General features: G+C 70.7%; 2 protein-coding genes. Both read left to right on the forward strand.

Annotated elements, in window-relative coordinates; genetic code table 11:
- Nucleotides 1–13,928 (forward strand): non-ribosomal peptide synthetase (locus CYJ10_RS11125; protein WP_101681581.1); only part of this gene is annotated, 13,928 nt, incomplete at its 5' end.
- Nucleotides 13,928–14,896 carry an alpha/beta hydrolase gene (locus tag CYJ10_RS11130; protein ID WP_101681582.1) on the forward strand — a complete coding sequence of 323 codons (969 nt, stop codon included), beginning with the start codon at nucleotides 13,928–13,930 and terminating at the stop codon, nucleotides 14,894–14,896. The genes CYJ10_RS11125 and CYJ10_RS11130, both read left to right, overlap by 1 nt.
- Nucleotides 14,897–14,963 lie beyond the last annotated feature (67 nt).

Genomic DNA, 14,963 nt, shown 5'->3' on the forward strand with positions numbered 1-14,963 from the left:
GCCCGGAATCACGCGTCGGCATTGCGGCGCAGCGGTCGGTGGAGATGGTGGTCGGGCTGCTGGCGATCTTGAAGTCGGGCGGCGCGTATGTGCCGCTGGACCCGGACTACCCGCCGGAACGGCTGGCGTACATGATCGAGGACAGCGGCATCGGTTTGTTGCTCACGCACGGGCTGGCGCAGGACCTGCCGGTGCCGGCCGACGTCGCGGTGCTGCCGATCGCTGCCGTGGTCGATGGCCCGGACCATGATCCGGTGGTGGCGATCGACCCCGAACACCTGGCCTACGTGATCTACACCTCGGGATCCACCGGGCGGCCCAAAGGCGTGCCGAACCGGCATGTGGCGCTCTGGAATCGTCTGGCGTGGATGCAATCGGCCTACGCACTGACCCACGACGACGTGGTGCTGCAGAAGACGCCGTTCAGTTTCGATGTTTCGGTCTGGGAATTCTTCTGGCCGTTGATGGAAGGCGCGCGGCTGGCGGTGTGCGCGCCTGGTGCCCATCGCGAACCGGCGCGGCTGGCCCAGGCCATTGCCCGGCACCGTGTGAGCACGCTGCATTTCGTGCCGTCGATGCTGCAAGCGTTCGTGGGCGATCCATCGGCGGCCCGCTGCGATACGCTGCGGCGTATCGTCTGCAGCGGCGAGGCATTGCCCGCCGATCTGCAGGACCGCACGCTCGCGCTGCTGCCACACGCTGCCCTGTACAACCTCTATGGCCCCACCGAGGCGGCAATCGACGTCACGCACTGGACCTGCGCGGCCGACGGGAGGGGAACCGTGCCGATCGGGCGTCCCATCGACGCCATCGAGACGCATGTACTTGACGCGGGACTCGATTTCGCACCGGCCGGCGCGGCTGGGGAGCTCTACCTTGGCGGCGTGGGGCTGGCACGGGGCTACCTGGGGCGTCCGGCACTGACCGCCGAACGCTTCGTGCCGCACCCGTTCGGCAACGGCGAACGGTTGTATCGCACCGGAGATCTCGCGCGCTGGGGCGCCGATATGGCGCTGGAATACCTGGGCCGGATCGATCACCAGGTCAAGATTCGCGGCTTGCGCATCGAACTGGGCGAGATCGACGCCTGCCTGCTGGCGTGTGATGGCGTGCGCGAAGCGGTGACCGTGGCACACGACGGCAAGCTCGCGTCCTACGTGACGGCCGCCGACGGCGCGGTGCCAGACGGTGCCGCGCTGCGCGCGAGACTGGCCGCACAGCTGCCCGACTACATGGTGCCAGCCGTGATCGTGACGCTCGACGCGTTGCCCCTGTCGCCGAACGGCAAGCTTGACCGCAAGCGGCTGCCAGCGCCGGAATTCAGTGCCAGCACCGCCTTTGAGGCACCGAGTGGCGCCGCCGAGGTGGCGCTGGCCGGCGTCTGGCAGGCGCTGCTGGGCGTGGCGCGCGTGGGCCGGTATGACAACTTCTTCGAACTGGGCGGGGACTCCATCCTGAGCCTGCAGATCGTGGCGCGGGCGCGTCAGGCTGGCTGGCAGATCACGCCCCGCCAGTTGATGGCGACGCAGAACGTGGCGGGATTGGCGGCCGTCGCTATGCCAGTGGAGGCCGGTGCGCCGCAGGCAGGGCCGTCCGAGTCGCCGGCCCCGGCCATCGTGCTGACGCCTGCCCAGCAGGCAGCACTGCCCGTGGCGCTCGATGCCGTGAGCGCCGCCTACCCGGTGTCGCCTATGCAGGCCGGCATGCTGTTCCATGCGCTGTACCAGCCGGGCCACGACGCCTATGTCAACCAGCTCCGACTCGATATCGATGGCCTGGATGCCGGACGCTTTGCCCAGGCGTGGCACGCGGTGCAGGCCCGGCATGACATCCTGCGCACAGGCTTTGTGGGCGATGCGAGCGGGCATGCCCAATGGGTGGCCAGCGCGTTGCCACTGCCGTTGCGCGAGGTGGACCTCCGCGATGCCGCACGGGATGCCGTGGATACACTGGCCGTGGCTGAGCGCGAACAGGGCTTCGATGTGACCCGCGCGCCGTTGCAGCGGCTGGTGCTGGCCCGCACCGGCGAGAGCCAGCACCATTTCATCTGGACCCATCATCACCTGTTGCTCGACGGCTGGAGCACGTCGCAGTTGCTGGCTGAGGTGCTGCGCCATTACGCAGGCGAAACGCTGCCGGCGGTGGCCGGGCAGTACCGCGACTATATCGATTGGCTTGGCCGCCAGGATGGCGCGGCCGCCGAGTCCTTCTGGCGCGAACGATTGTCGTCGCTGGCGACCCCCACACGGCTGGGCGGCGCCCTGGCGCGCGAGGTCGGAGCCCCCCATGACGGCTACGCCGCGCATAGCGTGTCGCGCGACGCGGCGGCCACCACGCGCATCGCCACGTTTGCCCGCGCGCAGCGCGTGACGGTCAACACCGTGGTGCAGGCCGCGTGGCTGTTGCTGTTGCAGCGCTTTACCGGGCAGGACACGGTGGCCTTCGGCGCCACGGTTTCGGGGCGTCCGGCGGAGCTGCCGGGGGCGCAGGAATGGCTGGGCCTGTTCATCAACACCTTGCCGGTGATCGGCAGGGTGCCGGCTGCGCAGCCGGTGGGCGAATGGCTGCGCGCGCTGCAGCAGCAGGAGGCGCAGGGCCGCGAGTTCGAGCACACGCCGCTGTACGAGATCCAGCGCTGGGCCGGTGCAGGCGGGCAGGGCCTGTTCGACACTTTGCTGGTGTTCGAGAACTATCCGGTGGATGCGGCGCTGAAGGCCGGGGCCCCGGCGGGGCTGGCGTTCGGCGAACTGGCGCACCACGACGAGACGAATTACGCGCTGACGCTGGGGGTGACGCTGGGCGAGGTGCTGCGCATCCGCTATGGCTACCAGTGTGCGCAGTTCGATGCGGCAGCGGTGGCACGCGTGGCGGAGGCGCTGTGGAGCGCGGTCGATGCGCTCGTGGCCGATGCGCAGGCGCCGGTGGGCAGCCTGGGCCTGGCGGGTTCGCCGGATCGGGACCGGCTGCTGGCATGGGGGCGGGGCGAGACGGGGCACTGGCAATGGAGCGGGCCGGTGCACGCGCGGATCGCGGCGCAGGCACGCGCCACGCCGGAGGCCGTGGCGGTGATCTGCGGTGGCCAGACGCTGCGCTACGGGGAGCTCGATGCGCAGGCCAGCGCGCTGGCGCGGCAACTGGTGGCGCGCGGCGTGGGGGCGGAAGTGCGGGTGGGCGTGGCGCTGGAGCGCACGCCGCAGATGATCGTGGCGCTGCTGGCGGTGCTGAAGGCGGGCGGTGCGTATGTGCCGCTGGATCCGGCGTATCCGGCCGCGCGGCTTGTGCAGATGGTGGAAGACAGTGGCCTGCGGCTGTTGCTGAGCGAAAATGCCCTGCACGACCGGCTGGCCGAGGTGCGCGCCGCCACACCGGCGGCCTGGCTATCGCTCGATGCAATGCCGGCGGAAGCGCCTGTCGCGCAGGCGCTGCCAGACGCGGAACCGGAGCAACTGGCATACATCATCTATACCTCGGGTTCCACGGGCCGGCCGAAGGGCGTGGCCGTGGCGCACGGCCCGCTGGCCATGCATTGCGCGGTCACCGGCCGCATCTACGAGATGGGCCCGCACAGCCGCGAGCTGCATTTCCTGTCCTTTGCCTTCGACGGCGCGCACGAGCGCTGGCTGACGGCGCTGACGCATGGTGCCAGCCTGGTGCTGCGCGATGCAGACCTGTGGTCACCGGCGCAGACGGCCGATGCCATGCACGCGCACGCGGTCACGCACGCCGGCTTCCCGCCGGCCTACCTGCAGCAACTGGTGCAGGGCATGCCAGGCGATGGTCCTGCGCCGCGCCCGACGCTGGTGTCGTTCGGTGGCGAGGCCATGCCCCGCGCGGTCTTCGAACAGGTGCGGGACGTATTGCAGCCGGAGATCCTGATCAACGGCTATGGTCCCACGGAAACGGTGGTGACGCCGCTGGTGTGGAAGGTGTCGGGCGCGCAGCCCTGCACCGCGCCGTATGCCCCCGTGGGCCGGCCGGTGGGTGAACGCCAGGCCTATGTCGTCGACGCCGAAGGCGAGCTGGCGCCGGCCGGCGCGTCGGGCGAATTGTGGATCGGCGGGGAAGGGCTCGCACGTGGCTACCTGAACCGCGCCGCCCAGACTGCCGAGCGGTTCGTGCCGGACCCGTTCGGCGCCCCGGGCAGCCGTTGCTACCGTACGGGAGACCTGACGCGCTGGTCGGCCGAGGGCGACGTGGAGTACCTGGGCCGCATCGACCAGCAGGTGAAAATCCGTGGCTTCCGTATCGAGCTGGGCGAAGTCGAGGCCGCGCTGCTGGACTGCGCGGGTGTGACCGAGGCCGCTGCCGTGGCCCGCGATGGCCGCCTGCTGGGCTACGTGGCCGGTACGGCCGACCCCGCCACGCTGCGCGCGGCACTGGCGGCCCGCTTGCCGGACTACATGGTGCCGGCAGCGCTGACCGTGCTGCCAGCGCTGCCGGTGACGCCGGCGGGCAAGATCGATCGCAAGGCCTTGCCCGATCCGGACGGCAGTGCCAGCCAGGACTATGCGGCCCCCGAAGGCGATGTCGAGGCGGCGCTTGCCGAGATTTGGCAGACGGTGCTGGGGGTGGCATGCGTGGGCCGGCATGACAACTTCTTCGAACTGGGCGGCGATTCCATCCTGAGTTTGCAGATCGTGGCGCGTGCCCGAGAGCTGGGCTGGCAACTGGTGCCACGCCAGTTGTTCGAGCACCAGACGGTTGCGTTGCTGGCGGCGGTGGCGACGCCACTGGCGCCGGCGTCCACGCCGAGGGTGCCCACGGGGCGGCCGGTGCCGGTGCTCGATGACCGCGTGCGTGCCGCGCTACCCGTGTCGGTGGATGCGGTGCAGGACCTCTATCCCGCATCGCCGATGCAGGCAGGCATGCTGTTCCATGCCGTCTACGAGGAAGACAGCAGCGCCTACGTCAACCAGTTGCGCCTCGATATCGACGGGCTGGAGCCGGAACGCTTCGTGGCGGCATGGCGCGCCGTGCAACGCCGGCACGATATCCTGCGCACGGGCTTCCTTTCCGTGCCGGCGGCGGCCCCCGGCAGCGGCGCCGACCTGTTGCAATGGGTGGCCCACGATCCCGAACTGCCGGTGCGCGTGCTGGACTGGCGCGGCCGCACCGCACCCGATGACGCCCTGGCGGCACTGGCCCAGACCGAGCTGGCACAGGGCTTCGATGTGGCGCGGCCGCCGTTGCAACGGCTGGTGCTGGTGCGCACCGGCAGCCGGCGCCATCACCTGGTCTGGACCGGGCACCATCTGCTGCTCGACGGGTGGAGCACCGCGCGGATGCTGTCGGAAGTGCTGCGTCATTACGCAGGCGAAACGCTGCCGGCGGTGGCCGGGCAGTACCGTGACTATATCGACTGGCTTGGCCGCCAGGATGGCGAGGCTGCCGAGTCCTTCTGGCGCGAACGATTGTCGTCGCTGGCGACCCCCACACGGCTGGGCGGCGCCCTGGCGCGCGAGGTCGGAGCCCCCCATGACGGCTACGCCGCGCATAGCGTGTCGCGCGACGCGGCGGCCACCACGCGCATCGCCACGTTTGCCCGCGCGCAGCGCGTGACGGTCAACACCGTGGTGCAGGCCGCGTGGCTGTTGCTGTTGCAGCGCTTTACCGGGCAGGACACGGTGGCCTTCGGCGCCACGGTTTCGGGGCGTCCGGCGGAGCTGCCGGGGGCGCAGGAATGGCTGGGCCTGTTCATCAACACCTTGCCGGTGATCGGCAGGGTGCCGGCTGCGCAGCCGGTGGGCGAATGGCTGCGCGCGCTGCAGCAGCAGGAGGCGCAGGGCCGCGAGTTCGAGCACACGCCGCTGTACGAGATCCAGCGCTGGGCCGGTGCAGGCGGGCAGGGCCTGTTCGACACTTTGCTGGTGTTCGAGAACTATCCGGTGGATGCGGCGCTGAAGGCCGGGGCCCCGGCGGGGCTGGCGTTCGGCGAACTGGCGCACCACGACGAGACGAATTACGCGCTGACGCTGGGGGTGACGCTGGGCGAGGTGCTGCGCATCCGCTATGGCTACCAGTGTGCGCAGTTCGATGCGGCAGCGGTGGCACGCGTGGCGGAGGCGCTGTGGAGCGCGGTCGATGCGCTCGTGGCCGATGCGCAGGCGCCGGTGGGCAGCCTGGGCCTGGCGGGTTCGCCGGATCGGGACCGGCTGCTGGCATGGGGGCGGGGCGAGACGGGGCACTGGCAATGGAGCGGGCCGGTGCACGCGCGGATCGCGGCGCAGGCACGCGCCACGCCGGAGGCCGTGGCGGTGATCTGCGGTGGCCAGACGCTGCGCTACGGGGAGCTCGATGCGCAGGCCAGCGCGCTGGCGCGGCAACTGGTGGCGCGCGGCGTGGGGGCGGAAGTGCGGGTGGGCGTGGCGCTGGAGCGCACGCCGCAGATGATCGTGGCGCTGCTGGCGGTGCTGAAGGCGGGCGGTGCGTATGTGCCGCTGGATCCGGCGTATCCGGCCGCGCGGCTTGTGCAGATGGTGGAAGACAGCGGCCTGCAGCTGTTGCTGACACGGCAGGGCCTGGCCGATCGCGTGCCGGCGGCGGCCGGGACGCTGTTCGTCGACGAGTGGCCGTTGCCGGATGGCGGTGCACCGTGGTCCGAAGATGAGGTCCATGCCGACCAGTTGCTGTGCGTGATCTTCACGTCGGGCTCGACGGGGCAACCCAAGGGCGTGGCGCTGTCGCATGGCGTGCTGGCCGCCCACTGCGATACGGTGCGCAACCAGTACGGTGTGGCGCCCGGCACGCGTGTGCTGCATTTCTCGTCATTCAACTTCGACTGGGGCGTGGAGCAGTGGCTGCTGCCGCTGTCGAGCGGTGCCACCGTGGTGCTGCGCGGCGATGTCCTCTGGAGTGCCGAGGAGGCGTTGGCCGTCCTGCGCGATGCGGCGGTGGACGTCGCCTACTTCCCGACGGCCTACGCGCGACAGCTTGCGGAGTGGGCCACGCGCGAAGGCGTGACGCTGCCCGCGCGCTGCATCAACGTGGCTGGCGAGGCGCTTGGCGCCGACGCGCTGCGGCAGCTTCAGGCGCGCCTGAAGCCGGGCGCACGGGTGGTGAACGGCTATGGCCCTACCGAAACCGTGATCACGCCGTTTCTGTGGGCGGCGCACGGCGGCACCCGCTGCGCCACCGCCTATGCCCCCGTGGGCCGCCCCGTGGGGGCGCGCCATGCCTATATCGTCGACGCCGCCGGCCATCTTGCCGTGCCAGGGGTGGCTGGCGAACTGATGATAGGCGGCGGCCTCGCGCGCGGCTATCTGGGCCGTCCGGGGCTGACCGCCGAGCGCTTTGTGCCCGATCCGCTGGGCGCGCCTGGCAGCCGCTGCTATCGCACCGGCGATATCGTGCGCTGGACAGCCCATGGCGACGCGGAGTACCTGGGCCGCACCGACAACCAGGTCAAGATCCGCGGCTTCCGTATCGAACTGGGCGAAGTTGAGGCGCAACTGCGCGCCTGCCCGGGCGTGCGCGAAGCAGTAGTCGTGGTGCGCGCGGGCCGGCTGGCCGCCTATGTGACCGCCGTCGAGGGCGCCACGCTGGCCGCGTCCGTGCTGCGTCGCCAACTGGCCGAGGCACTGCCTGACTACATGGTGCCCACCACCGTGAGCGTGGCGGAGGCGTGGCCGATGACGCCGAACGGCAAGATCGACCGCCTGGCGCTGCCCGATCCGGACGTGGGCGCCGGACAGGACGACGAACCGCCACGGCCCGGCGTGGAGACCGTGCTGGCAGGGATCTGGTGCGATGTGCTGGGCCTCGAACGCGTGGGCCGCCACGACAATTTCTTCGAGCTGGGCGGGGATTCCATCCTGAGCCTGCAGATCGTGGCGCGTGCCCGCGAGGCCGGTTGGCAACTGACGCCGCGCGAATTGTTCGAAGCGCCAAGCCTGGCCGAACTGGCGTCGCTGGCAACGCCCGCCGGTCAGGCATCGACCGGCCACGATCGGATCGACGCCGGCACCGTGCCGCTGTTGCCGATCCAGGCAGCGTTCCTGCGCACGCCGGTGCCGGCACGGCATCACTGGAACCAGTCGATCCTGCTGACCAGCCGCACGCCGGTGCACGTCGATGCGCTGGCCCGCGCGCTGGCAGACCTGGTTGCCCATCACGACAGCCTGCGCCTGCGGTTCACGCAAGGTCCGGAGGGCTGGATACAGCACTATGCCGACGCCGTTGACGGCACGCACGGACCAGACGCGCTGCTGTGGCAGCGGCAGGCCGGGGATCTGGCGTCGCTGCAGGCTATCTGCGCGGAGGTGCAGTGCAGCCTGGACCTGGCGGACGGGCCGCTGTTGCGCGCGGCGGCCATCGACATGCGCGACGGCAGCTGGCGCGTGCTGCTCGTCATCCACCACCTGGCCGTGGATGGTGTGTCGTGGCGGATCCTGCTCGAAGACCTGCAGCGGTGCTACCTGGGGTACGTGACCGGCCAGCCGGCGGTGCTCCCGGCGCGCACCGCGAGCTATCAGGCGTGGGGGCGGCGGCTCTCGCGGCATGCCGCCGTCTGGGAAGCCGACGACCTGGCCGGATACTGGACTCAACTGGCGGCCACGCCGGCTGCGCTGCCATGCGACATGCCCGATGGCGGCAACACCGTGCGCCATGCCGAAGGCTGCACGGTGCGGCTCGATGCCACCACCACGCGACGCCTGCTCAAGCAGGCCCCGGCGGCCTATCGTACCCAGATCAACGACATCCTGCTGACCGCGCTGGGGCGCGCGCTGTGCGCCTGGGCCGGGCACGACAGCGTGCTGGTGGACCTGGAAGGCCATGGCCGGGAGGACCTGTTCGACGACATGGACCTGAGCCGTACCGTGGGCTGGTTCACGAGCCTGTATCCGGTCGGCCTGGCGCCCATGGGCGAACCAGGCGCAGCGCTGTGCCGCGTGAAGGAGGCGCTGCGCGCCGTGCCGGCCCGGGGCGTGGCCCATGGCTACCTGCGCGAGGCAGAACTGGCGGGGCGGGCGAATGGCCGCGCGCCGCTGCCGCGCGCCGGCGTGGTGTTCAACTACCTGGGACAGTTCGACGGCAGCTTCGACAGCGATGACGGCTGGAAGCCGGCGTCCGAAGGTGCCGGTCCGGAGAGCGATGCGGAGGCGCCGCTGTCGCATGATATCGCCGTCAACGGGCAGGTCTACCAGGGGGAACTGGCGCTGACGTTCGGCTTCAGTGGCGCGCGGTATCGGGTGGCGACGATCGAGGCACTGGCAGAACGCTTCCGGACCGAGCTGTGTGCGCTGGTCGATCACTGCACCAGCGGTGCCAGTGGGGCCACGCCGTCCGACTTCCCGCTGGCGGCGCTGACGCAGGCCGATGTGGATACTCTGCCGGTGCGGGCACACGAAATTGACGACCTGTATCCGCTGTCGCCCATGCAGGCCGGCATGCTCTTCCACACCGTGGCGGCACAGCAGGCAGGCGCGGCCCAGGGCGGGTCGAGCGCCTACGTGAACCAGCTCTGCATCGATATCGACGGACTGGACGCGGCGCGCTTCCGTGCCGCGTGGCAGGCGGTGCAGCAGCGCCACGACATCCTGCGTACCGGCTTCCTGCATGGCGGGGCGGCGCCGCTGCAGTGGGTGGCGCGCGCGGTGACGCTGCCATTCCGCGAACTGGACTGGCGCGTGCATGGCGCCGACGAGGCGGCGCTGGCCAACCTGGCCGGCGAGGAACTGGCACGCGGCTTCGACATCGCCGTGCCACCGCTGCAACGGCTGGTGCTCGTGCGCACCGGCGAAGCCCGCCACCGTTTCATCTGGACGCGCCATCACCTGCTTCTGGACGGCTGGAGCACGTCGCGGCTGATGGGCGAGGTGCTGCGCCACTATGCGGGCGAAGCGCTGCCTGCTACGGGCGGCCGCTACCGCGACTACATCGGCTGGCTGCAGCGCCAGGACCCGCAGGCCGCCGAGCGGTACTGGGTGGCGCAGGCTGCCGCGCTGGACACGCCCACACGGCTTGCGGATGCCGTGGGCAAGCCGGCCGTTGGCGCGACCGGGGCGGATGCCGGCCGCGATGGGTACGGCGAGACGCTGGCGGTGTTCGACGCGGCGACCACCGCCCGCTGGCAGGCGTTCGCGCACCGACAGCGCATTACGCTCAATACGCTGGTACAGGGGGCGTGGCTGTTGCTGCTGCAACGCTGCACGGGACACGACACGGTGGCCTTTGGCGCGACGATGGCCGGGCGCCCCGCGGGCCTGCCGGCGGTGGAGCATCTACTGGGCCTGTTCATCAATACGCTGCCGGTGATCCAGACACCGCCGGCGGCGCAGGCCGTCGGGGACTGGCTGCGGGGGCTGATGGCGCACAACCTGTCGCTGCGCGAATTCGAGCACACGCCGCTCAACCACGTGCAGCGCTGGGCGGGCAAGAGCGGGCAGCCGTTGTTCGACAGCATCATCGTGTTCGAGAACTACCCCGTGGATCGCGCGATGCGCGAGGAAAACCCGGGCGGTCTGCGCTTTGGCGATGCGGCCAGCGTCGACCTCACCACGTTCGCGATGGACCTGGAAGTGGCGCTGACCGACACGCTGCGCATCAAGTACACGTGGATGCGCAGCCGGTTCGACGCGGCCACGGTGGACCGCATCCGTGACGCCATGGCCCATGTGCTCGACGCGATGACGGCCGACCCGGCGCGCACGCTGGGGCAGATCGGACTGCAGCCGATGCCGGATGCGTCCGTCGCCCGCGCGGCCGCGCCGTGGCAGGGCGAACCGGTGCACGACACCATCCGCCGGCTGGCCGCGCTGCGGCCCGATGCAGTGGCCGTGGTGTGCGACGACACGTCGATCACCTACGCAGCGCTGCAGCGCCGCGCGGAGGCAATGGCGCGCCGCCTGCGTGCACTGGGCGCGGGGCCGGACAGTCTCGTGGCCGTGGCCACGGAACGCTCCATCGACAGCATCGTGGCCTTCCTGGCCGTGCTCAACAGCGCGGCGGCGTACGTGCCGCTTGATCCCGACTACCCGCGCGAGCGGCTGGCCTATATTCTGGCCGACGCGGGCGCCACATTGCTGCTGACCCAACGGCGGCTTGCGCCCGTGTTTGCCGGGATGCCCGGCATCACGCCGGTCCTGCTGGACGAGGCAGAGGGCGCGGCAGCGCAGTCGGTTGCCGCGACGGGCGCCGCATGCGTCACGGGTGCGCCGGGTGCCCCGGTGCTGCCCGCGCAGCTTGCCTACCTGATCTACACGTCCGGATCGACCGGCCTGCCCAAGGGCGTGGCCGTCGAACACGGGCCGCTGGCGATGCACTGTGCCGCCACGGGCGAACTGTACGAGATGGATGCCGCGTCACGGGAGCTGCATTTCCTGTCGTTCGCGTTCGACGGTGCGCACGAGCGGTGGCTGACCACGCTTACGCATGGCGGCACGCTGGTGCTGCGCGATGCCTCGCTGTGGACGCCGGACCAGACCTGGGAGGCCATGCGCCGCCATGACGTGGGCAATGCCGGCTTTCCGCCTGCCTACCTGCAACAGCTTGCGCAATGGGCGCAGCAGGCGCAGGACGCGGGGGACACGGCGGCGCCCGCGCTACGGCTGGTGTCGTTCGGGGGCGAGGCGATGCCCGAGGCCAGTTTCGAACTGGTCAAGCGTGCGCTGCGCCCCGGTGTGCTGATCAATGGCTACGGTCCCACGGAGACGGTGGTCACGCCGCTGGTGTGGAAGGTGAGCGCCGACGCGCACTGCGAGGCACCCTATGCCCCGATCGGCCGGCCGGTGGGCCAGCGCACGGCGTATGTGCTCGACGCCCAGATGCAGCCGGTGCCGGCGGGCGTGCCGGGCGAGCTGTACATCGGCGGATATGGCCTGGCGCGCGGATACCACGGGCGTACGGCGCTGACGGCGGAACGCTTCATACCGGACCCGTTTGCGGCGGACGGTGGCCGGCTATACCGCACCGGGGACGTCGTGCGTGCCCGGGCCGATGGGGTCATCGAATACGTTGGGCGCGCCGACCAGCAGGTCAAGATCCGCGGCTTTCGCATCGAGCCGGGCGAGGTGGAGGCCTGCCTGCGCCGCCATGCCGACGTTCGCGACGCCGTCGTGCTGGCACGCCAGGCGCCGCACGGCCGCCAGCTGGTGGCTTACGTGGCGACAGGCGCTGTGGCTCGCGACGGGCTGGCGGCGCAGCTGAAGGCCCATGTCGCCGCGCAGTTGCCGGACTACATGGTGCCGGCGCACGTGGTGGCGCTGGCCGCCTTGCCGGTCACGCCGAATGGCAAGATCGACCGCGCGGCGCTGCCGGAACCGGTCTGGCAGGCGCGCGAGACGCTGGCGCCGCGTACGCCGCTGGAGGCGCAGCTGGCAGGCATCTGGCGGGAGGTGCTGGGTGTGCCGCAGGTGGGCATCGACGACAACTTCTTCCTGCTCGGCGGCGATTCGATCCTGAGCCTGCAGGTGCTGTCCCGCGTACGCGCGCTGAATGCGCCCGGGCTGCGGCTGCGCCTGAGCGACCTGATGAAGCACCAGACGATTGCCGAGCTGGCCGCGCTGGCGGCGCACGGACAGGCCGATGACAGCGCGCCGGCCATCATTCCGGCCGCCGTCGATCTGCCGGCCACGGCGCCGCTGACACCGATCCAGCAATGGTTCGTGGAGCGCGCGGAGCGGGCCGTGGACCCCGGCAGGGCGCTGCGCCACTACAACCTGTCCATTCTGCTGCGCCCGCGCGTGGCGCTGGATGCCACCTATCTTGGGCAGGCACTGCAGGCGCTGGTGACCCATCACGTGGCACTGCGCACCGCCTTCATCCGGCACGACGATGGTCGCTGGGAGCAGGTGGTGCAGGATGCGCCCGTGCACGGCGACACACTGCTGTCCGTACAGGACGTCGACGGCGCGGAGGGCATCGCCGAGGCCTGCAACGCGGTGCAGCGCAGCCTTGACCCGCAGTGCGGACGACTGGCGCAGGCGTTGCTGCTACACCTGCCCGATGGCAGCACGCGCCTGCTGCTGGCGCTGCACCACCTGGCCGTCGATGGTGTCTCGTGGCGCATCGTGACGCAGGACCTGCAGGCGGCGTATGGCCAGGCGTCGGCCGATGTGCCCGTTGTCCTGGCCCCTGCGGGCAGTGCGTATGCCGAATGGGCGCAACGGCTGCCGCAGCATGCCTCCAGCGGCCGGCTGCGGCGTGAACTGGGATACTGGCGCGAGCAGCTCGACGGCGCGCCCGATGCCATGCCGGTGGATCGCCCGGGCGGCAGCATGCTGACGCGCGAGGGCGCTTTCGCCAGCGTGAAACTGTCGCCAGCGGCCACGGCCAGCCTGCTGCGGCCTGTGCATGGCAGTGGGCTGCCTGCCGGCGTGCGCATCGACACGCTGCTGCTCACCGCGCTGGCGCGGGCGTTGTGCCAGTGGACCGGGCAGGACAGCGTGCGCATCGAACTGGAAAGCCATGGCCGGGAAGACCTGTTTGCCGAGATCGACCACAGCCGCACCGTGGGCTGGTTTACGTCCGAATATCCGGTGCGCATGGCGCCCGGCACCGGCGATCTTCGCGAGGCTGTGGCCCGCGTGCAGGCGCAGCTGGACGCGGTGCCGGCGCGCGGCGTAGGCCATGGCGTGCTGAAGTACCTGGCGGATGCCACGTTGCGCGAGAAGCTGGCGGCCCTGCCACCGGCGCGCGTCACGTTCAACTACCTGGGGCAGTTCGACCAGGTGCTGGGCGAGGATGGCCTGTTTGGGCTGGCGCCCGAATCGGGCGGCGATGCACGCGATCCGGACAGCCCGCTCGACAACTGGCTGGTCATCAACGCACAGGTCCACGCCGGCGTGCTGTCAGTCGACTGCAGCTACAGCCGCGCCATGTTCGATGCTGCCACGGTACAGGCGCTGATGGCGGTCATGGAGCAGGGGCTTTTGGCCCTGGCGGAACAGGGCGGCATGACCGCCGCCGCGCAACCGACGGAGGTACGGTAATGGCGTTGCATCCCGATATCGAGGCGTTGCTGGACATGATCGAGGCGGGGCGTGCCGGCGGCAGGCGGCCGCCCATGCACGTGATGGGGCCCGAGGCCGCGCGCGTGGACTTCAATCAGGCGTCGGTACCTCTGGACATGACACCGCACGCGCTGCCACATGTGGTGGACCTGCATGTTCCGGCGCGCGACGGCGCGCTGCTGCCGGCGCGCTGCTATGCGCCAACGGTGCCGGGTGGCGCGGCGGGCCTGCAGCCGGTGCTGCTGTACTTCCACGGTGGCGGCTTCATGGTGGGCAGCCTCGATTCGCACGACGCGCTGTGCCGCTCGCTGAGCGCGCGCAGCGGCTGTGCGGTGGTGTCGGTGGCCTACCGGCTGGCCCCCGAGCACCGGTTCCCGACGGCCGTGCACGATGCTGTCGACGCGTTGCATTGGCTGCGTGCGCATGGTGCCGAGCACGGGCTGGACCCGGATCGCGTGGCACTGGGCGGTGACAGTGCCGGCGGCACGCTAGCGGCGGTTACGGCACTGCACGCCCGCGACGATCCGGCCAGCCTGGGGCAGCCCCGGCTGCAACTGCTGATCTACCCGGGGACGGGTGCATGGCGCGACACAGCATCGCAGCGGCGCTTCGACACGGGCTACCTGCTCGAAGGCGACACCATCGACTGGTTCTACGGACACTACCTGCGTGATGCGGCAGATCGTGCGGACTGGCGCTTTGCACCGCTGCTGGCCCCCGACGTGGCGGGCGCGGCGCCGGCGCTGGTGCTGCTGGCTGAATACGATCCGTTGGTGGACGAGGGCGTGGCCTACGCGCGCCGGCTGGAAGCGGCGGGTGTGACGGTGACGTTGCAGGTGGAGCCCGGCATGGTGCACGAGTTCATGCGCATGGGGAATGTGGCGGCCGATATCCATGCGGTGCACGAGCGCGTGGCCGCCGCGCTGGCCCGTGCGCTGCGCGGGTAAATTTGGACGGGCCTGAAACGTCTTGATGGCATAGGCGGCCGCGCGGTGATGGCGGGCGTCACGGACC

This window comes from Cupriavidus pauculus, from assembly GCF_002858765.1.
GTDB classification, from domain to species: domain Bacteria; phylum Pseudomonadota; class Gammaproteobacteria; order Burkholderiales; family Burkholderiaceae; genus Cupriavidus; species Cupriavidus pauculus_B.